At 70.0% G+C, this 20,690-nt stretch carries 22 protein-coding genes; 8 read left to right on the top strand and 14 right to left on the bottom strand.

All coding sequences use genetic code 11. The features are described from left to right. Positions 1–13 precede the first annotated feature (13 nt). Entirely contained in the window at positions 14–760 is a 747-nt protein-coding gene (locus QWU11_RS18135) for a GAF and ANTAR domain-containing protein (protein ID WP_290112264.1), read from the top strand. On the opposite strand, the gene QWU11_RS18130 is transcribed toward QWU11_RS18135, so the two are convergent. Together QWU11_RS18130 and QWU11_RS18125 are read right to left on the bottom strand one after the other, a co-directional pair. Then, on the bottom strand, positions 739–1,110 hold the full coding sequence (locus QWU11_RS18130) for a response regulator (RefSeq protein WP_290112262.1): 372 nt from the start codon (positions 1,108–1,110) through the stop codon (positions 739–741). The genes QWU11_RS18135 and QWU11_RS18130 overlap by 22 nt on opposite strands. 229 nt (positions 1,111–1,339) lie before the next feature. Next, complete coding sequence (locus tag QWU11_RS18125) at positions 1,340–2,158, bottom strand: NAD(P)H-binding protein (protein WP_290112260.1); 819 nt, start codon at positions 2,156–2,158, stop codon at positions 1,340–1,342. 85 nt (positions 2,159–2,243) lie between these two features. Here QWU11_RS18125 and QWU11_RS18120 point away from each other — a divergent pair, with 85 nt between their 5' ends. From QWU11_RS18120 to QWU11_RS18105, 4 genes are all read left to right on the top strand, one after another. Then, positions 2,244–3,194, top strand: coding sequence for an Lrp/AsnC family transcriptional regulator (locus QWU11_RS18120; protein WP_290112258.1), 951 nt, complete (start codon positions 2,244–2,246; stop codon positions 3,192–3,194). A gap of 77 nt (positions 3,195–3,271) precedes the next feature. Beyond that, the gene (locus tag QWU11_RS18115; RefSeq protein ID WP_290112251.1) at positions 3,272–3,937 is read left to right on the top strand and encodes a dihydrofolate reductase family protein; all 666 of its coding nucleotides are present in this window, start codon (positions 3,272–3,274) and stop codon (positions 3,935–3,937) included. A gap of 87 nt (positions 3,938–4,024) precedes the next feature. Further along, entirely contained in the window at positions 4,025–6,244 is a 2,220-nt protein-coding gene (locus QWU11_RS18110; protein ID WP_290112231.1) for a germacradienol/geosmin synthase, read from the top strand. 101 nt (positions 6,245–6,345) lie between these two features. Further along, positions 6,346–7,287 carry an NAD(P)-dependent oxidoreductase gene (locus QWU11_RS18105; RefSeq protein WP_290112229.1) on the top strand — a complete coding sequence of 314 codons (942 nt, stop codon included), beginning with the start codon at positions 6,346–6,348 and terminating at the stop codon, positions 7,285–7,287. Here the strand turns inward: QWU11_RS18105 and QWU11_RS18100 are convergent. The 8 genes from QWU11_RS18100 to QWU11_RS18070 form a co-directional block, all read right to left on the bottom strand. Next, the gene (locus QWU11_RS18100; protein WP_290112227.1) at positions 7,274–8,413 is read right to left on the bottom strand and encodes a hypothetical protein; all 1,140 of its coding nucleotides are present in this window, start codon (positions 8,411–8,413) and stop codon (positions 7,274–7,276) included. The genes QWU11_RS18105 and QWU11_RS18100 overlap by 14 nt on opposite strands. Positions 8,414–8,423: 10 nt before the next feature. Further along, positions 8,424–8,819: a hypothetical protein gene (locus QWU11_RS18095; RefSeq protein WP_290112225.1), complete on the bottom strand. Its 396-nt coding sequence runs from the start codon at positions 8,817–8,819 to the stop codon at positions 8,424–8,426. Positions 8,820–8,931: 112 nt separating this feature from the next. Next, a complete protein-coding gene (locus tag QWU11_RS18090; protein WP_290112222.1) occupies positions 8,932–9,879 on the bottom strand; it encodes a D-2-hydroxyacid dehydrogenase family protein in 948 nt (315 codons plus the stop codon). Between the two features lie 53 nt (positions 9,880–9,932). Next, positions 9,933–10,493 carry a dihydrofolate reductase family protein gene (locus tag QWU11_RS18085; protein ID WP_290112220.1) on the bottom strand — a complete coding sequence of 187 codons (561 nt, stop codon included), beginning with the start codon at positions 10,491–10,493 and terminating at the stop codon, positions 9,933–9,935. Between the two features lie 29 nt (positions 10,494–10,522). Continuing rightward, entirely contained in the window at positions 10,523–11,626 is a 1,104-nt protein-coding gene (locus QWU11_RS18080; protein ID WP_290112218.1) for an AAA family ATPase, read from the bottom strand. Beyond that, positions 11,578–12,213, bottom strand: coding sequence for a nicotinamide riboside transporter PnuC (pnuC, locus tag QWU11_RS18075; protein ID WP_290112215.1), 636 nt, complete (start codon positions 12,211–12,213; stop codon positions 11,578–11,580). The genes QWU11_RS18080 and pnuC overlap by 49 nt, the downstream gene beginning before the upstream one ends. A gap of 11 nt (positions 12,214–12,224) precedes the next feature. After that, complete coding sequence (locus QWU11_RS47330) at positions 12,225–12,311, bottom strand: DUF397 domain-containing protein (RefSeq protein WP_354670860.1); 87 nt, start codon at positions 12,309–12,311, stop codon at positions 12,225–12,227. Next, positions 12,308–13,123 (bottom strand): helix-turn-helix transcriptional regulator, encoded by an 816-nt coding sequence (locus QWU11_RS18070; RefSeq protein WP_290112212.1) that lies wholly within the window; start codon positions 13,121–13,123, stop codon positions 12,308–12,310. The genes QWU11_RS47330 and QWU11_RS18070 overlap by 4 nt, the downstream gene beginning before the upstream one ends. A 61-nt stretch (positions 13,124–13,184) precedes the next feature. On the opposite strand from QWU11_RS18070, the gene QWU11_RS18065 reads away from it, so the two are divergent. Further along, the gene (locus QWU11_RS18065) at positions 13,185–14,237 is read left to right on the top strand and encodes an MFS transporter (protein ID WP_290112210.1); all 1,053 of its coding nucleotides are present in this window, start codon (positions 13,185–13,187) and stop codon (positions 14,235–14,237) included. Position 14,238: 1 nt separating this feature from the next. Here QWU11_RS18065 and QWU11_RS18060 read toward each other — a convergent pair whose 3' ends face one another. Next, complete coding sequence (locus QWU11_RS18060) at positions 14,239–15,000, bottom strand: SDR family oxidoreductase (RefSeq protein WP_290112208.1); 762 nt, start codon at positions 14,998–15,000, stop codon at positions 14,239–14,241. After that, complete coding sequence (locus tag QWU11_RS18055) at positions 14,997–15,587, bottom strand: TetR/AcrR family transcriptional regulator (protein ID WP_290112206.1); 591 nt, start codon at positions 15,585–15,587, stop codon at positions 14,997–14,999. Before QWU11_RS18055 ends, QWU11_RS18060 begins: the two co-directional genes overlap by 4 nt. An 80-nt stretch (positions 15,588–15,667) precedes the next feature. Between QWU11_RS18055 and QWU11_RS18050 the strand changes: the two genes are divergently transcribed. Beyond that, positions 15,668–16,102, top strand: coding sequence for a nuclear transport factor 2 family protein (locus QWU11_RS18050; RefSeq protein WP_290112174.1), 435 nt, complete (start codon positions 15,668–15,670; stop codon positions 16,100–16,102). Positions 16,103–16,149: 47 nt separating this feature from the next. On the opposite strand, the gene QWU11_RS18045 is transcribed toward QWU11_RS18050, so the two are convergent. Together QWU11_RS18045 and QWU11_RS18040 are read right to left on the bottom strand one after the other, a co-directional pair. Beyond that, positions 16,150–18,321 (bottom strand): MMPL family transporter, encoded by a 2,172-nt coding sequence (locus tag QWU11_RS18045; protein WP_290112172.1) that lies wholly within the window; start codon positions 18,319–18,321, stop codon positions 16,150–16,152. 129 nt (positions 18,322–18,450) lie between these two features. Beyond that, positions 18,451–19,263, bottom strand: a complete 813-nt coding sequence (locus tag QWU11_RS18040) for a PIG-L family deacetylase (RefSeq protein WP_290112170.1) — start codon at positions 19,261–19,263, stop codon at positions 18,451–18,453. Positions 19,264–19,737: 474 nt separating this feature from the next. Between QWU11_RS18040 and QWU11_RS18035 the strand changes: the two genes are divergently transcribed. Continuing rightward, positions 19,738–20,682, top strand: a complete 945-nt coding sequence (locus tag QWU11_RS18035; RefSeq protein WP_290112157.1) for a serine hydrolase — start codon at positions 19,738–19,740, stop codon at positions 20,680–20,682. The last annotated feature ends 8 nt before the right edge of the window (positions 20,683–20,690 follow it).

The following is a 20,690-nucleotide window of genomic DNA, read 5'->3' as shown; positions in this document are numbered from 1 at the left end:
GGGGGGAAGGGAGATGCCGACTACGCGAGAGCCGGCGTTGACCGCGGCTTTCATCGATATCGCCGACACGATGGTCGTCGGCTATGACCTGATCGACATGGCGCATCGTCTGGCCGGGCACAGCGTCCGCCTGCTCGATGTCGCCGCGGCGGGGCTCCTGCTGACCGACGGGCAGGGCAATCTCGGGGTGCTGGCCTCCTCGAACGAACAGGCCGAGATGCTGGAGCTGTTCCAGCTGCAGGCCGACCAGGAGGGCCCGTGCCTGGAGTGCTTCCACACCGGGGAGCCCGTCACCGCCGCTGACCTGCCTCGATGGCGCGACCGGTGGCCCGGTTTCGTGTCCGTGGCGGAAGAACAGGGCTTCCGGACCGTGCACGCGCTGCCCATGCGGCTGCGCGAGTCGACCATCGGGACGCTGAACCTCTTCCGTACGGGCGTCGCACCTCTCTCAGCGGATGACCTCACGCTGGGCCAAGCGCTGGCCGACATCACGACCATCTCCATCCTGCAGGAACGCGCCCTGACGCGGAGTGAGACCGTCGTCGAGCAGCTCCAGGGCGCGCTGAACAGCCGGGTGATCATCGAGCAGGCCAAGGGCGTTCTGTCCACGTACGGGCGGATCAGCACTGACGAGGCGTTCACGGTGCTCCGCGCGTACGCCCGTACCGGCAACCGCCGTCTCGCCGAGGTCGCCGGCGCGGTCGTGACCGACCCCGAAGAGGCCCGGCAGGTGATCCGTTATGTCGGGACGGCCCCATGAGCCGCGCCACGCAGGATGGCGCGGACCGCGTCGCCGGACAGGTCCGGCTTGGACAGGTAGCCGTCGGCGACGCCATACTCGCAGAGGCTGCGAAGATCCTCGTCGGAATAGCTCGAGATGAGGATGGTGAACGTGTGCTCGGCCAGTCCCGAGTCCACGAGGTCGGCGATCAGTTCGAGGCCGTTGGCCGCGCCCAGGTAGAGATCGATGAGCGCGAGGTCCGGGCACAGGTCGGCGACCAGGCGCGCCCCCTGATCGCCGTCGGTGGCCGCGCCGACGACGGCGAACCCGTCCCCGGCCAGCATGCGGCAGGCCGCCTGGAGGAAGCGGTCGCTGTCATCGACGATCACCGAACGGACGGGACACGCCTCGGCCACCGGCCGGAACCGCCTCACGCGCTCAAGTCGCTCCACGGGCGCGGGTTTTTCCGCCCGGATCGATCCGTCATTACCTGACACGCTCCTGAACCCTCCACTCACGAACACGACGGGTGTGAGCGCCACCGAGGGTCTGGAGTGGCGGGAGTCACTCAAAGAGTGAGCTTCAAACCACAGAACGCAACTTTGAGGCTACAACAGCTCACGGACCAGGACAAACGAAGTCGGCCGCATGGTCGGCGACCCACTCACGCAGTGATCGTGGCGGGGTGCCGGTGACGTCCTGGACGGTGGACGTGAGGGTCGGCGGCGGCCCGGCGAGCATGGCGGCGTAACCGTCGAGCAGCACGTCGACGAAGGAGTCCGGGAACGTCTCGTCGGCGAGCAGGCGCAGGCGCGCCTGTTCGCGGGTGAGCCCCTCCCAGCGCAGCGGCCGGTCCAGCACCTCGCCGATGACGCGGACCTGCTCGGCCTGGGTGAGGATCTCCGGGCCGGTCAGCTCGTACGTCGCATCGTCGTGCCCCGGCTCGGTGAGCGCACGGACGGCGACCGCGGCCATGTCGGCCTCGTGGATCAGCGCCATCGGCAACGCGCCGTACGCCCCACGTACGACGTCTCCGGTACGGATCTGGCCGGTCCACCACAGCGTGTTCACCGCGAACGTGCTCGGCCGCAGCACCGTGGACGCGATCCCGCAGCCGTGGATCAGCTTCTCCTGCTCCTCGAACCCGAGGTCGGGGACTCCGCCCGTGCCCAGGAACACCACCCGCCCGGCCCGGCGGGCGATGGCGTCCACCACGGCGGGCAGGAGCCGTCCGGTGTGCAGCGGCCAGAGCAGGAAGACCGCGTCGCCCTCCTCCACGCAGGCCGCGATCGTGTCAGGGGCCGACAGGTCGCCGTACACCGAGCCCGGCAGGGCGGCGGGGTCGCGGGTGACCGCCCGTACGGCGGCGTGGCCGGCGAGCTGGGCGACGATCTGGCGGCCGACGTTTCCGGTGGCGGCGAGGATCACGTTCGTCATGCCGGTCAGCCTCCGCCCGTACGGAGGCCAGGCCCAGCCAGGGCCGTATTCTTGCCGGAAACCGTCACCGGAGAAGGAAGAACAGGTGGATTCCGTCGACCGAGGTCTGATCCACGCGCTGCAGATCGACGGCCCCGCCCCGTTCCGTACGATCGCCGAGGTGCTCGGGGTCTCGGAGAACACCGTGGCCCGCCGCTACCGGCGGCTGCGCGGGCAGGGCTCGCTCCGCGTGGTCGGCCTGGTCAACGGCGGCCGGCTGGGACACGTTCAGTGGACCGTACGGCTGCGGTGCACCCCGGACGCGGCAGCTGCGGTCGCCCAGGCGCTCGCCGCCCGCGACGACACCTCATTCGTGTATCTGCTGTCGGGCGGCACCGAGGTGTCCTGCACGGTGCGGACCCGCGGCCCGCAGGAGCAGGACGCCCTGTTGCTGGACAAACTCCCCCGTACGAGCCGAGTGGTGTCGGTCACCGCGCACCTGCTGCTGCGCGGTTTCGTCCTGCCGGGCGGCTGGCAGGGCCTGGCCTGGCTGTCCCCCGAGCAGGTGGACCGGCTCCGGCCGCCGCCGGTGGTGGCGGAGGACGGGCCGCTCGACCTCGATGACGGCGACAAGGCGCTGCTGCGGGCGCTCTACCGGGACGGCCGCGCCCCGTACGCCGAACTCGCCGCCGCGACCGGCTGGTCGGAGACGACCGTGAAGCGCCGCGTGCAGGCGCTCCGCAGCGGCGGAGTGGTGGACTACCAGCTCGACCTGCCGCCGGCGGTGGCCGGTTTCGGCACCGAGGCCCGTTTGTGGATCGCCGCCCGGCCGTCGAGCGTGGTCGCGGTCGGCGAGGCGCTGGCCCGCCATCCGGAGATCGCCTTCGCCGCGCTGACCACCGGGCCAACCAACCTCGTGGCGGCGCTGAACTGCCGTGATCCCCTCCATCTGAGCCGCTACCTCACCGAACGGCTCGCCTCGATCGAGGACGTCACGTCGATGGAAACCGCCCCCATCATTCGAACCGTCAAACGCGCGGGCCCGTTACTGCTGTAAAAGAGCCGTTCTCGCGGAATGTTTCCGGGTGCCCGGCTCGGTCACTATGTGAGGACCCTTTGGTGAGGACCGGTCGCATGCGTCCCTACGTCCTGCTCAGCGTCGCCACCTCCCTCGACGGCTACATCGACGACACCGCCCCCGAGCGGCTGCGGCTGTCCAACTCCTGCGACTTCGACCGGGTCGACCAGGTACGGGCCGGGTGCGACGCGATCCTGATCGGGGCCACCACGCTGCGGCGCGACAATCCGCGGTTGCTCGTGAACGCGCCCGAGCGCCGGGCCGCGCGGCAGGCGCGGAACCTCCCGCCGTACCCGCTCAAGGTCACTCTCACCGCCGGTGGCGACCTCGATCCCGGCCTCAGGTTCTGGCACCACGGCGGCGACAAGCTCGTCTACGCGCCCGACGACGCCGCGACGGAGATCAAGGAACGCCTGGGCGACCTCGCCGAGGTGGTCGGGCTGGGGAAGCGCGTCGACCCGGCCGAGGTCCTCGACGACCTGGGAGAACGCGGCATCGGCCGGCTCATGGTCGAGGGCGGGGGTACGGTCCACACGCAGTTCCTCACCGCCGGTCTGGCCGATGAGATCCACCTCGCGATCGCGCCCTTCTTCGTCGGCGACGCGGACGCGCCGAGGTTCGTCAACCCCGGGACGTTCCCGCACGGGCCGGGGCGCCGGATGACGCTCGTCGAAGTCAGGGCCGTCGGGGACGTCGCGCTCCTGCGCTATCGGGCCACGTGACGTGACAAAAACGGCATATCGCTCGTCAAACCAAACCATTTCTTGATCCAGGTATTACCGTCACACCCGTCGGGTAATCATTTCCTCATGCAGCCATTCCTGATGCCTGACTTCTATATGCCATATCAAGCCCGAATCAACCCAAACTTGGAGCGATCCCGGCAGCACAGCATGGCCTGGGCGCGCAAGATGGGCATGCTCGACGCGCAGAAGCCCGGCGGCGGGCTCGTCTGGGACGAGACCGACCTCGCCCGCATGGACTACGGCCTGATGTGCGCCTACACCCACCCCGACTGCGACGGCGACACCCTCGACCTGATCACCGACTGGTACGTCTGGGTGTTCTTCTTCGACGACCAATTCCTCGAGGAGTTCAAATACTCCCGCGATCTCGTCGCCGCGAAGGCATACGTCGACCGGCTTGAGCTCTTCATGACCGCGGACGGCGAAACCCCGCCAGAGCCGGAAAATGCCGCCGAAGCCGGACTAAAAGACCTATGGGAACGCACCGTCCCCGCGATGTCGGACGAATGGCGCGCACGATTCACGCTCAGCACCCACAACCTGATGGTCGAGTCGATGTGGGAGCTGGACAACATCGACCGCGGCCGCATCGCCAACCCGATCGAGTACGTCCAGATGCGGCGGCGGGTCGGCGGCGCGCCCTGGTCGGCCGACCTCGTGGAGTACGCGGTGGGCGCCGAGGTGCCCGCGCGCTTCGCCGGCACCCGGCCGCTGCAGGTCCTGTCCGACACGTTCGCCGACGGCGTCCACCTGCGCAACGACCTGTTCTCCTACCAGCGTGAGGTCCAAGAAGAGGGCGAGAACTCCAACGCCGTGCTGGTCTTCGAGCGGTTCTTCGACTGCCCGACCCAAGACGCCGCCGAACTGGTCAACGACCTGCTGACCTCACGGCTGCAGCAGTTCGAGACCACCGCGCTGACCGAGATCCCCGGTCTGCTCGCCGACCGCGCCGCGTCGGTGCCCGAGCAGGTCGCCGTCGCCGCCTACGTCAAGGGCCTGCAGGACTGGCAGTCCGGCGGTCACGAGTGGCACGAGCGGTCCAGCCGCTACATGAACGGCGGCCTGGCCTCCGGCCCGACCGGCCTCGGCACCTCCGCCGCGACGCTCGCGACCGGCCTGCGCCACCGGTTCCGGCAGCACTCCCACCGGCCCTACCAGCCGGTCGGCCATCTGCCGCTGCCCGCGTTCTCCATGCCGTTCCCGGTCCGTACGAGCCCGCACCTGGACGACGCGCGGAGCCACTCGGTGGACTGGGCGCGGCGGATGGGCTTCTTCGACTCGGTGCCGGGCGTGGAGGCCCGCGGCGTCTGGGACGAAGAGCGCTTCGTCGGCATCGACCTCGCGCACTGCGCCGCGATGATCCACGCCGACGCGAGCCCCGAACAGCTCCGCCTGTCGACCGACTGGCTGTCATGGGGCACCTACGGCGACGACTACTTCCCGGTGGTGTTCGGCGCGACCCGCGACCTGGCCGGGGCCAAGGCCTGCAACGACCGGCTCTCCGCCTTCATGCCGCTGGACGACGACGGGGTCATCCCCGAGCCGGCCGGCCCGATCGAGCGCGGCCTCGCCGACCTGTGGCGGCGTACGGCGGGTCCGATGAGCGCCGACGCGCGCGGGCAGTTCCGTACGGCGGTGGAGGACATGACGGCGAGCTGGCTGTGGGAGCTGGCGAACCAGGCGGCGAACCGCGTCCCCGACCCGATCGACTACGTGGAGATGCGCCGCAAGACGTTCGGCTCGGACCTGACCAGGAGCCTGGCCCGCCTCGCGCACGCCGACGTGGTGCCATCGGAGCTCTACCGGACGCGGGTGATGCACGAGCTGGACACCGCGGCGCAGGACTACGCCTGCTTCACCAACGACCTGTTCTCCTACCAAAAGGAGATCGAATTCGAGGGCGAGGTCCACAACCTCGTCCTGGTCATCGAAAACTTCCTGGGCGTCGACCGGTTGACCGCGCGTGACATCACGGCCCGGCTGATGACGGCGCGCATGGAGGAGTTCGAGCACCTCGTCGAGTCCGACCTGCCGGCGATGCTCGCGGACCAGGACGACGACGTCCGCGAGGCCCTCACCCGCCACGCCGACGACCTCAAGGAGTGGATGTCCGGCATCCTCGAATGGCACCGCAGGTGCGTCCGCTACACGGAGGCCGAGCTGCTCCGCCTCCGCGGCGAGGTGCCCCGGCCGGTCTTCTCGTTCCTGCCCACGGGTCTGGGCACCTCGGCGGCCCGTATCCCGGGTATCGGCGAACCGGGAGCGACCCCCCTGACCGGATAACTCACCACGTTCACCTCAGAGAGCGACCCGTGCACAACGACACCCTCCCGCTCCGGTGCGTATGTGTATAACGACTCTGAGCAACGTTCTTGGAGGCGGCCGTGAGCGTGAAGATCGTGATCCTCGACGAGGTCGAGTTCAGTGACCGGCACCGCGAACGGCTCGACTCCCTCGGCGAGGTGACCGGTTACTCCGAGGGCCCGTGTGGCATCGAGGAGGTGGTGGCCCGGTCCGCCGACGCCGACGTTGTGATCGTCGGCTGGACGGTGCTGGACGGTGAGGTGTTCCGGCGCCTGCCGAGGCTGCGAATGATCTCGGTGTGGGCCACCGGCCACGACTCCGTCGACGTCGGCGCCGCCGCACGGCACGGCGTCACGATCGCGAACGTCCCCGCGTACGCCGGCCGGGCCGTCGCCGAGCTCACCATCGGGCTGCTGCTTGCGCTGACCCGCCATCTCGTGACGGCGGACCGCAGCATCAGGTCGGGCGAATACACCTGGCGCGGCTTCGAGGGCATCGAACTCGCCGGCAGGACTCTGGGGCTCGTCGGCATCGGCGACATCGGCTCCGAGGTCGCCCGTTTGGCCGGGACCTTCGGCATGCGCGTCCTCGCGTGCGCTCGCACGATGTCGGGCCGGCGGGCCGGCGACCTCGGCGTCGAGTTCCGCCCCCTCGGCGCGCTTCTCGCAGAGAGCGACGTCGTCTCGCTACACACCCCGCTGTCGCCCGCGACGCGGGGGCTGATCGGACGGCGTGAGCTCGCGGCGATGCGCGCCGGAGCGTATCTCATCAACACCGCGCGAGCCGGCCTGGTCGACCAGCGGGCACTGGCCGACGCCCTGTGCGACGGCCACCTGGCCGGCGCCGCGCTCGATGACATCCACTACCCCGACGACCGGCTGACCTCCGCGCCAGGCGTGCTCCTGACTCCGCACATCGGCTTCAACACCACGGAGGCACTGCGCCGCAAGGGCGACACCTGCGTCGCGAACGTGGCGGCCTTCCTGGGCGGCACTCCCACGAACGTCGTCAACCCACGCTGACCCCCGCCAGCGCGGCGCGAAAATCCGCCACCTCCACACCACGACGAACACGAGGCACCACGCTCAGCGCCTCCTCCGCCCAGCTCACGATCAGTGGCGAGTGGAACGCCGGCGGGAGCCCGCGCAGGGTGTCGGCGCCGAACCGGCAGCCTTCGGTGACGTCACCGGCCCGGATGAGTGCCTGGGCCCGGTCGAGACGGATCAACGCCGGGTCCAGGACCTCCTCGGCGGGAAACAGCGCCAGTGCCCGATCCTGGGCGGCGAGCGCCCGACGGGTCTCGCCGAGGGTCGTCAGCGCCTTGCCCGCGCTGAACGTCATCTGCCGGTAACTCCACCCGAACAGCCCCTGTGTCGCTTCCGCCCCCAGGTGTTCGAAGGCGCGGTCCGCCTCGTCGAGTGCGGCGATGGCCTCATGTGTGGCCCCGCGACGGGCGTGTGCCCGTGCCGCCACGGTCGGTGCCATGACCCGCGCCGACCAGGTCACCCGTGCCGCCGCCGTCGCGGCCCGGCTCATCTCCAGGGCCGAACGGCCCGAGTGGCCGTAGTGCAGGAGGAAGAACGCCTCCCGGGCCAGCGTCCATGCGACATGCGGCCGGTCACCGGCTTCGACGGCCGCCGTACGGGCCGTGCGCATCCAGGAGCGGGCGGTACGCGTGGCGCCGAGGTCGTCGATGACGACCGCGATGACCGCCGCGGCCCGGCCGAGCAGGTGGACCAGGATCTTGCCCGTACGCGGTGAACGGCAGCGGTCGAGCAGCGCCTGCAGATCGGAGAAGTCGATGATCAGGTCCTGGAGTAACTCTCGGGCCGGTCTGGTCGCGTAGTCGTGCACGTGCTCGTTGATCCGGTGTTCCCAGGAGTCGAGGACCTGCGGCGAGAGGGCCCCGCGCTCGATGGTGGCCTCGGCGACCGTACGCAGGGAGTCGACCGCCTCGATCGAGGCGACGCTCACGCCCAGGCCGAGGCCGGACGAGATGCGGCGCAGGAGCTGGCGGCGGTTCATCTCCGTCTCGTCGCCGTCGGCACGCTCGACGACCACATCGCCGAGGGCGGTGCCGACGATGGCGATCTTGCCGATGACGGCGCCGTCGCCGATGGCGAGGCTGACCGGCCGTTGTTCGTGCATGCTCCCCCTCTCAGAAGGAGATGTCCCCGCTGACCGGGCCATTGAATATCGTCAGCTTCCCGATCTCGGCCCCACCGGCCAGCTGCACGAGTATGGGGTGAAAAGCGGAGTCTTTTCCGGCCGCGCTGACGAGGGAATTGAGTTCTGCACGGAATTCCGGATCATCTTCGACGAGCCGCCGGATGATGTCCGCGAGGCGTTGAACGTCGTCACTTTTCGCCGGCGTCCGCTGGGCACGTTCGAGCGCCCTCTCGTCACCGGAATGATGTGTCAGGCGACGACCGACAAGTGCCCTGAGCTGGGAAATCTCCGCCCAAGCGCGCTTTCCGACCGCCTCGGCAACGGCCTCCCCGCCACTGGCCGCCAAGAGAGCCGCCGCCGCGCCCGCCAGTTGCACAGGATCCATGAGCCGCCACCTTTGAGACGACTTCTACGCTCCGTTGAGCGCGTGACACCAAGTGTAATAGAACAACTCAAAGATCGGTTTTATCGCGGAACGGCCATGCCACGGGAACGGATCACAGGGTCCTTACGGGATCTCCGCCCAGGAACGCGGCGATGTCCTCGACCGCGTCCTCGTAGAACACGCGGTAGCCGCCCTCGGTCACGTAGCCCATGTGCGGGGAAAGCAGCGTACGCGGAGAGGTGCGTAGCCAGTGGTCGGACGGCAGTGGCTCGACGTCGAAGACGTCCAGGCCCGCGCCCGCGATCCACTTCTCGGACAGCGCGCGGGCCAGCGCGTCCGTGTCGACCAGGCCGGCGCGTGAGGTGTTGACCAGGTAGGCGCTCGGCTTCATCGCCCGGAGGTCAGGCTCGCCGACCAGGCCACGGCTGCGCTCGCTCAGCACCACGTGCAGGGTCACGATGTCGGCCGACGCGAACAGCGTCTCCTTCGTGGCCAGGGTGACGCCGTGCTCGGCGGCGCGTTCCTCGGTGAGGTTCGGGCTCCAGGCGATCACGTTCATCTCGAAGGCGAGGCCGACCCTCGCAACCCGTGCGCCCAGCCGGCCCAGGCCCACGACGCCCAGCGTCCGGCCCGCCAGGTCCAGGCCGACGGACTCCTGCCAGCCGCCCGTACGGATCCGCGCGTCGTCGGCCGCGACGCCGCGGACCAGGCCGAGGATGAGCGCCCAGGTCAGCTCGGACGTGCCCCCAGGCAGGCCACGCGTGCCCGACACCACGATGCCGCGATCGCGGGCGGCGTCGAGCGCGATCGAGGCGTTCCGCATGCCCGTCGTGACCAGCAGCCGCAGCCGTGGCAGCCGGGCCAGGACCTCCGCCGGAAAGGGGGTGCGCTCACGCATCGCCACGATGACCTCGTACGGCGCGAGCTCGGCCACCAGGGCGTCAGGGTCGGCGATGTGCGAGGTGAAGAACCGTACCTCCGCGCCGGGCAGCCGGCCCGTCCAGTCCGCCATCTCGGCGGCGACGCCCTGGTAGTCGTCCAGCACCGCGACGCGGACCATGTCGTCCTCCCTGCCCTCGACGAAGGCACAGGCTACTCGGCCCGGCGCCCCCGTCAGAGGCCGGTGCGGTAGCGCACGTAGACCACGCCGTTGCCGAACCGTCGCTCTTGGAGGAGTTCGAGCGGCAGCCGGATGTCGTCGGGCAGGGACGGCTTGCCGCCGCCGACGAGGATGGGCGACATGTAGAGGTGGACCTCGTCCACGACGCCGGCCTTGAGCGCCACACCCGCGAGTTCGGAGCCGCCGACGCTCATGTCCGCCGCGGACTCTTCCTTCATCGCGCGAACGGCGCCGGGGTCGAACTCCCGCTCCAGCCGCGTCTTGGACGTGGTGACCTCGTCCAGCGTCCGCGAGTAGACGACCTTGCTCGCCGCCTGCCAGAGCCGGGTGAAGTCCTCCGAGGCGGGGAGCTGGTTCTCCCGCAGGTGCGCGGTCTCCCAGCCGGACATCACCTCGTACATGCGGCGCCCGTACAGATAGGTGCCGAGCGGCCGCTCGATCTCGTTGAGGAAGGCCATCACCTCCGCGTCCGGCACGCTCCAGTCGAACTTGCCGTCCGCGTCCGCCACGTAACCGTCGAGCGAGGTGATCGCCGAGTAGATCAGCTTGGCCATGCGGGAGCCTCCTTCGCCTGGGGCTCCCGTTATAGCGCGCCCGCGTCAGTCCAGGCCCGGCTCTTGTCAAGGACGGTGTCGATCGCGTCGACGGCCGTCGCGAGGCGTACGTCGTGCGGGCCGCTCACCGTGACGTGCGGGAGGCACCGGCGCTCCAGCTCCGCGGCGAAGCGCGCCGACATCCGCACGCGGATCGCCTCGCCGTCGCGCCAGCCGTCCTGTTCGAACGGCACGCCCGCCGTGTCGGTGAGGATCCACAGGTCATGCGGTGTACGGGCGAGGGCCGGCGCGGGCGTGCCGACGTAGCGCTCGTGCCACAGCTCGGTGGCGAACGCGTCGGTGTCGCAGACCAGCAGCGGCGAACCGGCGCGGGCGGCGGCGTCCTCCAGGGCGAGCTGCCGCTCGGCGATCACGGCGAACTCCTCCGAGGCCCACTCCAGGTCGCCGAGCCACAGACCCGGGTCGCGGCGGCGGGCGATCGCGAGCTTCTCCTCGCAGTAGAGCCGGCCGTACTCCGGGACCAAGCGCGTCGCGGCCCACACTCCGCCGCGCCGCGCGTAGTGCCCGGCCAGCGCGCGGGCGAGCGTCGTGGTGCCGGAGGACTCCGCGCCGACGACCACGACGCGGCGGGTCAGGTGGGCGCGCACGGGCGGGGACAGCCACCGCCAGGTGGCCACGTGGTCCTGGCGTACGGCCGTGCCGCTCACCGGGAACCGTTCGCGCGCCGGGTCGACCGCCACGTGCGCGGCGCCCAGCCGCCGGGCCAGCTCGGGGCCGTACTCCTCGCTGCTGAACACCACGTCGACCGGGTCCCGCGCGGCGGTCGTGAAGATCTCGGCGTGCGCGGTCCAGACGGCGTCGGAGTCGTAGTCGATCTCGATGTCGTCGACGGCGGCGACGATGTCGACATGCGGCTGCGGGTGGCGTTCGCGCAGCCAGGCGGCCCGTAGCGCGATCGGGATGCTCTCCAGCGGCGAGGCGGCCACCACGACGGTGAGCCGGTCGCACCCCGCGGCGGCCGTGTCGATCAGGTGGTGGTGGCCGGCGTGCGGCGGGTAGAACTTGCCGACCACCAGGCCGTGCGTCACGCGGCCACCGGGGACGTCCGCCGTCCGGCCCACTCGCGGCGCCATGCGATCAGTCCCGCGACGCACAGCCCGAGGAACAGGACGTAGAGCACGCTGGTCAGGTAGAGGTGCTTGTAGGCGTAGAGCGGGATGTAGATCAGGTCGGCGGCGATCCACAGCCACCAGGACTCCAGCAGCTTGCGGCTCTGCCCGTACGTCGCCGCGAGCGAGATCGTGGTCGTCAGCGCGTCCCAGAACGGCACGGTGGAGTCGGTCCAGGCGCTGAGCAGCCAGGTCAGCAGGGCGGTGGCGACGACGCCGGCCACGGCCTGGGCGATCCACTCGGTACGGGAGGTGCGGTGGGTGGCGAGCTGAGTACGGCCCCGGCCGCCGTACAGCCACTGCCACCAGCCCCACACCTGGAGCACGACGTAGACCACCTGCAGGCCCGCGTCGGCGTAAAGGCCTCCGTCGACGAAGATCAGCCCGAGCAGGATCACGTTGGCGATGCCCACCGGCCAGTTGGCGATGTGCTGGCGCACGACGAGCCAGACGTTGATGCCACCGGTGACGAACCCGAGCACCTCCGCCCATGACGTGGGCGTACTCCCGAGACTGAACGCCGGATGAACCAGCAGTTCGTGGACCGACATGCCTCCAGAAGTTACCGGGTGGCCACGACACCCACCTCGACGCACTGGCCCCCGTTGCTGCCGGAGTGAGTGCTCTTGCGCCACTGGCCGGTGTTCATAGCCGCTCCCGAGTCCGCCGGATCACCTCCAAGGATGCCGCAGCGGTCTCGGTCACCAGATGCAGGGACTGGTAGGCGGTGAACCAGCCGTGGACCAGTTCCGGCCGCTCCTGGAAGTGGCCCCTCTCGTGGTCTTCGGTGTAGGCGACATCGGGCTCGTCGGTGAAGCTAAGAATGGTGAAACCGCACGTCAGTCCGGCGTGCGCGCCGGTCGACAGCGGGATGACCTGGACCGTGACGCCCGGCCGCTGGGCCGCGTCCAGGAGGACGTCGAGCTGGGCGCGGTGCACTTCGGGTCCGCCGACCGGACGCAGCAGGGCGGTCTCGTCGATGACCAGCCAGAGTGTGGGCGGGTCGTCGCGGGCGAGGATCTCCTGCCGTTCGAGCCGGGCGGCGAGCAGGCTCTCGACGACCTCCGGCCGGGCGCTCGGACGGCCCGCCGCGATCAGCGCCCGCGCGTACTCCGGTATCTGGAGCAGTCCCGGGACCACGAGCGCGTCGTACTCGCGAATGACGCTCGCTCGGCTCTCGGCGTCGGTGAAACGCTCGAACGAGATGACGGGGTGGGGGTCCTCGTACTTGATCAGGTCATAGATGTCGAGGAGGACTTTCTCGGGCAGGCCGAGCACCTTTTCCAGCTCGAGGATGCTCTCCTTGCGCGGACACAGGTAACCGCATTCGACGTTGCTGACCCAGCCGTTGGTGAAGTTGACCAGACTGCCGAGGTACTCCTGTGTCATACCCGCCGCCTCGCGATGCCGCCGGATCGCGCCGCCGAGAGTCCTTAAAGAGGGGCTGATGACCTTCTTCATGAGAGGCATTATGGACTGTGATCAGATATGCACATAGGGTAATCAGTAGATGATCTTTCGCTTGCTTCCTCGCTCCGCGAAAGCGTTGCTGGGGATCCGGGTGCTCAACCAGATCGGGGCGTTCGCATTCTCCTTTCTGGCCGTGCTCGCCGGGCCGCGGCTGGTCACGGCGGTGCTGACCGTGTTCGGCGCCACGGCGCTGGTCTCGCGCTGGGCGGGCGGTGTCCTGCTCGATCGCGCGGCCCCGCGTACGCTCGTCGTCCTCGGCCTGGGCGCGACCGGCCTGGCGCTGCTCGCGCTCGCCGCCGCCCGTACGCCCTGGCAGGTCCTGACCGCCGTCGCCGCCACGGGCCTGGCCTTCGAGATCTACGAACCGGCCACGAGCGAGCTCCTCGCCCGCGTGACCGAGGGACAAGACCGCCAGGACGCGTACGCCCTGCTCGGCATGGCGCTAGCCGCTGCCGGTGCGGTCTCGGGCCTGCTGGCCGCGGTGCTGCTCCCGTTCGGGGTACGCCCGCTGCTGGTCGCCGATGCCGTCACCTGCCTGGCCGCCGCGGCCGTCGCCCGCACCTGCCTGCCCCGGGGATCCGTGCCGACCCGCATGACCGTCCGCTGGCGACCGCCGCGGCGCCTGGTGCGGCTGACCGCGGGCGCCACCGCGTACGCCTTCGGCTATCTGGCGATCCTGATGTTCACGCCGTTCGTGCTGCTCCAGCGGGGCGCGCCGGCGTGGCTGCCCGGCCTCACGCTGGCCGCCGCCGCCCTGCTCGCGCCGATGGCCCGCAGGCCGCTCTCGGGGCACCCGCGCCCGGCGCTGCTCGCCTCCGGGGTGTTCGCGCTGGCCATGGCCGTGACGCCGAGCGTGCCGCTGACCGTGGCGGCGTACGTCGCGTGGGCGATGGCGGGCAGCGCCCTGCTCGGGTACTGGCCCGCGCTGGCGGCGGAGGACGCGCCTCCGCTCGACCGGCCGCGGTGGTTCGCGTTCCTCGGGTTGTCCTGGGGAGTCGCCCAGCCCGTCGTGCCCGTCGTCGTCGGCGCGGCCGGGGCGCTGACCGGGCGTACGGCCGCCGCCTCGCTGGCCGCCGCCGTCGCGTTCGCCGCCGCGGCCTGGTGACTCAGAACGTGACCGACATCCCGCCGTCGACCGCGATGGTCTGCCCGGTGACATAGGACGCCGCGTCGCCGGCCAGGAACGCCACCAGCCCCGCCACCTCCTCCGGCCGGCCCCAGCGGCCGAGCGCCGTACGCCGCTCCAGCCATTCGCTCCACTCCGGATCCGCCACCAGATGGGCGTTGGTCTCGGTGGCCATCGATCCGGGCGCGACGGCGTTCACCGTGATGGCGTACGGGCCGAACTCGGCGGCGAGCGCACGGGTGAGGCCGTCCAGGCCCGCCTTGGCCACCGCGTACGCCGCGTCGCCCCGCCGGCCGAGCCGTCCGAGGACGGAGGAGATGTTGACGATCCGGCCGGGCGCGCCGCGTTCGGCGAGCGGGCGCGCGATCAGCTTGCTGAGGCCGAACGCCGACACGAGATCCGTTTCGAGGAGGCGCAGCAGGTCGGCGGAGGTGATGTCCTCCAGGTCCCGCCGGTCGCGCTGTCCGACGTTGTTGACCAGCACGTCGATGGGATGGGCGCGGACCGCCTCGGCCGCGGCCGTCTCGTCGGTGACGTCGAACGCCAGCGCCTCGGCGTCCAGCCCCGCGCCGCGCAGCTCCTCGACCACCGGGCGCAGGCCGCCGGGCTCCCGGCCGTTGAGCAGGACCCGGGCGCCCGCGCGGGCCAGGGCCCGTGCCATCTCGAGGCCGAGGCCGCGGCGCGCTCCGGTGACGAGCGCGGTCCGTCCGGTCAGGGGGGTCGCTGCGTTCTCGCCGGTCATCGGGCGGTTCCTTTCGTCCCGGTCAATCCGGCGAAAACGATAGCGAGGGTACGTCGCTGCAGGTCCTCATCCCAGCCGCTCTGCAGCGCGCCCTGGCAGGTGCTCGTGAGCAGCGCCATGACCTCGTCGAGCCGTACGTCCGGGCGTACGGTGCCGGCGTCCTGGGAGCGTTCGAGGAGTTCGGCGACCTTCTCCCGCAGCCGGTGTACGGCGTCGGCGAGCTGGAGATCGATGCCGGTCTCGGCAAGGAGTTCGACGACGGTCTTCTTGTGCGCCGCCTGGGCGACCAGGCCGGAGAAGAACGTGAAGAGCGCGTCGCCGGCCGGGCCTTCGGCGGTCAGCGCGTCGGCCTCCTCGGTGAGCCGGGAGAGCAGCTCTTTCATGATCGCCTGAAGCAGCGCCTGTTTGGTCGGGAAATGCCGGAAGACCGTGCCGATGGCCACCCCCGCCCGCTCGGCCACCTCCTCGGTCGAGGCCGACGGCCCCTTCTCGGCGAACACGGCTTCGGCGGCGGTGAGAATCCGCACCCTGTTCCGCCGCGCGTCCGCCCGTAGCTGCTTGGGCGGGTCGCTGGACTGCGAGGTCAACCGGCCCCTCCTTGACAAGATGAGTGACGACTCATGATAGTTACATGAGTCTCCACTCATCTTAGAGGGAAGGAAACCCCATGTCCGTCCCCGGCCCGCACGAGATCTTCGAGCAGATGCGGCGGCACTGGCTCGGCGAGTCCGACGCCGAGCTCCTCGCCGACGACGCCGTGATCGAGATGCCCTTCGCCCCGCCCGGCCGGCCGAACCGCTTCGAGAGCCGCGCGGAGTTCCGCGACCGTACGGCCGACGAGCGGGCGGCCTTCCCGGTCCGGTTCGAGGAGGTCCGCGACGTCGTCATCCACGACACGACCGACCCGGAGGTGATCGTGGTGGAGTACACGCTGGCCGGCGTCAACGAGGCCACCGGCCACCGAGCCTCGGCCCCGTTCATCGGCGTCCTACGCGTACGCGACGGCAGGACGGTGCTGTGGCGCGAGTACCAGAACACCCTGGCCATCGCCGCCGCGCTCGGCCAGGTCCCCGACCTCCTCGCCGCCTTCAGCGGAAAGTGAAAAGGGCCCGCCCCCGGTGAAGGGGGCGGGCCGTCTTGTCCGAAGGGTCAGTGCTCGGCGGGCGCGTACGCCGGCTGCGGCGGCTGGACCGGGCGGGGCTCCTCGCCGTGGGACAGCGAGGGCAGCCACTCCAGCCAGCGGGGGAGGTACCAGTTCTTCTCGCCCAGCAGCTTCATCACCGAGGGCAGCAGCACCGCTCGTACGATCGTGGCGTCCAGCAGGACCGCGACCGACAGGCCGACGCCCATCTGCTTGAAGTCCTGCATCGACAGCGTGCCGAAGACCGCGAACACCGCGACCATGATGGCGGCGGCGCTCGTCACCGCGCCGGCCGTCGAGCGGATGCCCGAGGCGACCGCCTCCGAGGTCGGGGTGCCACGGTCGTACGCCTCGCGGATCCGGGACACGACGAACACGTGGTAGTCCATCGACAGGCCGAACAGCACCACGAAGACGAACAGCGGCAGCCAGGCCTCGATCGCGCCGACCCCGTGCGTGGCGACCAGGCTCGCGCCCCAGCCGTGCTGGAACACCGCGACCATCACGCCGTACGCGGCGCCGACCGACAGCAGGTTGAGCACGATCGCGGTGGCGGCGATCGGAATGGAGCGGAACGAGAACAGCATCAGCAGGAACGTGATGCCGAGCACGAACACGAAGACCGGCACGATGCTGTGGCGCAGCTGGGTGTTCCAGTCGTTGGAGAACGCCAGGTTGCCCGCCACGTGCGCCTCGGCGACGTGGCCGAAGGCGTCCGGCACGAGCTGGGAGCGCAGCGTCGTGAGCGCGTGCTGGGAGGTCGCGTCCGACCCGCTGCCGTTCAGCGGCACGTCGATGATGGCGACGTTCGGACCCGGATAGACCTTCGTGTGCACCACGCCGAACTCACCGGCGCCGCCCACCGACGAGGTGAAGGACTTGATCGCCGACTTCATCGCGGGCGCCTGCACGTTCGCGGACTTCACCACGACGACGGCCGGTTCCGGGCCGCCCGGGAAGGCGGCGGTGATGTGCTCGTACGTCTTGATCATCGAGGTGTTGTGCGGCAGCTGCTGCTCGATGCTGAGCTTCTCGGTGTGCATGCCGAGCGCGGGCGCCGCCAGGACGAGCAGGACGCCGGCGGCGAGGGCCGCGGAGATGCCCGGGCGGGCCAGCACGGGGCGCAGGACGAAGCTCCAGAACCGGCCGGTCGAGCGCTTGCGGCGCAGGAACGGGATGCGGCCGAACTCCACCTTGTCGCCGAGCAGCGACAGCAGGGCCGGCAGGACGGTCACCGAGCCGAGCATCGCGATGAGGACGACCAGGATCGTGGCAACCGCGAAGCCCTCGAACAGCATCATGCCGGACAGGAACATGCCGGCCATCGCCACCATGACGGTCAGCCCGGACACCAGCACCGAGCGGCCCGAGGTCGCCGCCGCGATGCGCAGCGCGGTCTCCTTGTCGTGGCCCGCCGCGCGCTCCTCACGCTCACGCCGCAGGTAGAACAGGCAGTAGTCGACACCGACCGCAAGGCCCATCAGCAGCATCACCGAGCTGGCCGCGTCGTCCATGTGCAACGCGTGGCTGAAGACGGCGAGTAGGCCGTTGGCCGCAAGGAACGCTGTCACCGCGATGACGACGGGGAGCACCGCGGCGAGCAGCGCCGCGAAGGCGACGAGCAGGATGCCCAGCGCCAGCGGCACGGCCGTCATCTCCGCACGGGAGAAGTCATTGCCCATGGTCTTGTTGAACCAGTGTTCGCCGCTGGCGTCGCCGAACTCCTCGATCCGCAGGTCGGGATGCCGGGCGGCCGCCGCGGACACGGCGTTCTCGACCGGCATGATGCGGTCCGCCGCCGTCTCGGGGTCCCCGGCCACGTCGAACTGGATCAGCGCGTCGTGGCCGTCCTTGGAGATCAGCGGCTCACGGAGCCCGGTCGCCTGTCCGCTCGACTTCACGGCCTGGGTCACGTCCGGCAGCGCCGCGCGGAAGCCGTTCACCTTCGCGCTGTGCACTATCACCATCTCCGAGGCGGGGCTCTTGATGCCCGCTTCGTCGATGATGCGCTCGGCGCGCCCGGAGTCTCCGGTGCCCTCCTCACCGTCGGTCAGGGACTTCTGCCCGACCATGCCGCCGATGAGCACGGCGGCCACGACGAACAGCAGCCAGCCGAAGATCGCGGTCTTTCTGTGGCCGGCGCTCCAGCCGCCGAGCCGGGCGGCCAAATTCGGTTTCATCAGCGTTCTCCTCGTTAAATGAGTTCGCTGATGACACTAGAAATCCGCGGCTCGACATCCCATCCAGCACGCACCCGAGTGGGCCGGGGGGCCACCACACCCCGTCATGGTGGGGCTGGCACCACCCTCTCAGCGGAGGCCGGCGAACAGGTCGTCCTCCTTGTCCGGCGCGGCGACGTCGCTGCGGACGCGTACGAACGACTCGGTGCCGAAGACCTGCAGCTGGACCTCGTCGGACATCCGCAGGAAGAAGATGTTGTCGCCCTGGCTCTCGTGCGCGGCGAGGGCCTTGCGCTTGCGCTCGGCGTACGGCATGACGTCAACGAAGGTGGTGATCTCCGCCTCGGGGGTGCCGAAGTCCTCGGGCAGCTCGCCGAAGTCCTCGCCGGACTCCTCCTGCATGCGTTTCATGAACTCGCGGAACCGCTCGCGGGGGACGGCCGTGTAATAGAACTTGCGCGGAATCTTCGTCGCCTCGGCCGCCGCGACCGCGATGCGGTGGGCCTGAATGTGGTCCGGGTGGCCGTAGTTGCCGTTCTCGTCATAGGTCACCACGACCTGCGGCCGGTATTTCTCCATCAGCTCGCCGAGACGGGCCGCGGAGTCCTCGATCGGGACATTGCTGAACACGTCGCTTTCGGAGTTGGTGTCCCAGCCGTCCATTCCCGAGTCGCGGTAGCCGAGCAGCTCGACGTGCTCGATGCCCAGGTGCGCCACGGAGTCGCGGAGCTCGGCGAGCCGCCGCTCGCGCACCGCGGCCTCGTCATGGCCGTGCTCGCCCGGCTTAACCCCGCCGGGCCCGTCGCCCTGCTCGCCGTTGGTGCAGGTGACCAGGACCGTGCGGATGCCCTCTTCGGCGTAGCGCGCGAAGACGCCTCCGGTGCCCAGCACCTCGTCGTCGGGATGAGCGTGCACGGCCATCAGGGTGAGTTCAGAGTCCATGGGTCCAGCATGCCGTGCGGGACCGACATCCTGGGTCTTCGTGCCTGCTCAGCGCGATCTGCGCCGACGTCGCTTCCAGATCGCGGCGCACTCCGCGCACGTGTCGGGCGGCGGGGAGGCCGACGACTCCCCCCGTACGGTCATCACCGCGCCGCAGTAGGCCACGACGGTCGACCCCACCGGCCGGGCGGGCGGAGGATAGCCGTGAGTGACCTCCTCGGCGCCATCACCGGCCTGCCGGGGAACTGACTCGGTCGAGGACTGCGACGCCACCCCTCAACGGTAAGCCACCCGGGGCCGGGCCGGTCCAGAACCCACAAGGGCCGCGTGCTCCGGCCGACCGGAAAGCGGACCGTCGCTTACCTTCCGGACACCGCGACATTAGTCTTCGAGACCGAAACGGCGCGTCCGGTTGCCGGGGAAATACCCGGCCTGTCAGCATGCACGGTATTCCCCCCAATACAGGAGTTCCTCATGCGCCTCAGCGCTCGTCTGATCGCCGCCACCGCAGTCGCCGGCCTGCTTGCCGGCGTCCCGGTCGCCGCGAGCGCCACGGCCCGTACGAAGGCGGGCACCGTAAAGGTCGCCCCGGCCGCCGCCTCGGCCCCCGCGGGAATCGCCGCGAAGGGTGCGTACCTCTATGACGCGGACACGGCCAAGAAACTCTGGGGCCTCGCGACGACGACGAAACGGCCGATCGGCAGCATCACCAAGATGATGACCGCGGTCATCGTGCTCCGGGCCGGCAACCTGGACAAGACGGTCACCATCAAGCAGTCCTACGTCAACCATGTCAAGAACAACGACGCGAGCAGCGCCGGACTCAAAGTGGGCGACAAGGTCACCGTACGGCAGCTCCTGAACGCCATGATGCTGCCCTCCGGGTGCGACGCCGCGTACGCCCTCGGCGACATCTACGGCCCCGGCCAGACCAAGTTCGTCGCGAAGATGAACAAAGAGGCCGCCGCGCTCAAGATGACCTCGACCCACTATCTGAACGTCGACGGGCTCCCCACGTCGACGAAGAAGGAGGGGTACTCCACCCCCCGTGACCTGATCCTGCTCGCCAGGTACGCCATGACCAGTGTGAACTTCAAGGCGGTCGTGACGCGGCAGTCCTACTCGCTGAGCAAGACCAGCGGCCACGCGGCGTACTCCTGGGCCAACACGAACCTCCTCCTGGGCTCCTACCCCGGCGCGATCGGCATCAAGACCGGCCACACCACCGCGGCCGGATACTCCCTGGTCTTCACCGCCCAGCACAGCGGCCGTACGCTCATCGGCGTGGTGCTGAACAGCACCACCACGGACTCCAACCGCCGGTTCAAGGACGCCTCGGCGATCCTGGACTGGGGCTTCGGCACCAAGACGACGATGCTCCAGATGCGCAGGCTGCCCGCAGGCCAGGCGACGGACTGACATGCTTG

The organism is Actinomadura sp. DC4 (assembly GCF_030406325.1).
Taxonomy (GTDB): Bacteria; Actinomycetota; Actinomycetes; order Streptosporangiales; family Streptosporangiaceae; genus Actinoallomurus.
Note: the sequence above shows the minus strand (reverse complement) of the source record. Positions and strands in the feature narration are given on the sequence as shown.

Excerpts from the sequence above, each read along its gene's own strand:
- QWU11_RS18135 (WP_290112264.1), top strand. The coding sequence starts at position 14 with ATGCCGACTACGCGAGAGCCGGCGTTGACCGCGGCTTTCATCGATATC.
- QWU11_RS18125 (WP_290112260.1), bottom strand. The coding sequence starts at position 2,158 with ATGACGAACGTGATCCTCGCCGCCACCGGAAACGTCGGCCGCCAGATC.
- QWU11_RS18115 (WP_290112251.1), top strand. The coding sequence starts at position 3,272 with ATGCGTCCCTACGTCCTGCTCAGCGTCGCCACCTCCCTCGACGGCTAC.
- QWU11_RS18110 (WP_290112231.1), top strand. The coding sequence starts at position 4,025 with ATGCAGCCATTCCTGATGCCTGACTTCTATATGCCATATCAAGCCCGA.
- QWU11_RS18100 (WP_290112227.1), bottom strand. The coding sequence starts at position 8,413 with ATGCACGAACAACGGCCGGTCAGCCTCGCCATCGGCGACGGCGCCGTC.
- QWU11_RS18095 (WP_290112225.1), bottom strand. The coding sequence starts at position 8,819 with ATGGATCCTGTGCAACTGGCGGGCGCGGCGGCGGCTCTCTTGGCGGCC.
- QWU11_RS18090 (WP_290112222.1), bottom strand. The coding sequence starts at position 9,879 with ATGGTCCGCGTCGCGGTGCTGGACGACTACCAGGGCGTCGCCGCCGAG.
- QWU11_RS18085 (WP_290112220.1), bottom strand. The coding sequence starts at position 10,493 with ATGGCCAAGCTGATCTACTCGGCGATCACCTCGCTCGACGGTTACGTG.
- QWU11_RS18080 (WP_290112218.1), bottom strand. The coding sequence starts at position 11,626 with ATGGCGCCGCGAGTGGGCCGGACGGCGGACGTCCCCGGTGGCCGCGTG.
- pnuC (WP_290112215.1), bottom strand. The coding sequence starts at position 12,213 with ATGTCGGTCCACGAACTGCTGGTTCATCCGGCGTTCAGTCTCGGGAGT.
- QWU11_RS47330 (WP_354670860.1), bottom strand. The coding sequence starts at position 12,311 with ATGAACACCGGCCAGTGGCGCAAGAGCACTCACTCCGGCAGCAACGGG.
- QWU11_RS18070 (WP_290112212.1), bottom strand. The coding sequence starts at position 13,123 with ATGAAGAAGGTCATCAGCCCCTCTTTAAGGACTCTCGGCGGCGCGATC.
- QWU11_RS18060 (WP_290112208.1), bottom strand. The coding sequence starts at position 15,000 with ATGACCGGCGAGAACGCAGCGACCCCCCTGACCGGACGGACCGCGCTC.
- QWU11_RS18050 (WP_290112174.1), top strand. The coding sequence starts at position 15,668 with ATGTCCGTCCCCGGCCCGCACGAGATCTTCGAGCAGATGCGGCGGCAC.
- QWU11_RS18045 (WP_290112172.1), bottom strand. The coding sequence starts at position 18,321 with ATGAAACCGAATTTGGCCGCCCGGCTCGGCGGCTGGAGCGCCGGCCAC.
- QWU11_RS18040 (WP_290112170.1), bottom strand. The coding sequence starts at position 19,263 with ATGGACTCTGAACTCACCCTGATGGCCGTGCACGCTCATCCCGACGAC.
- QWU11_RS18035 (WP_290112157.1), top strand. The coding sequence starts at position 19,738 with ATGCGCCTCAGCGCTCGTCTGATCGCCGCCACCGCAGTCGCCGGCCTG.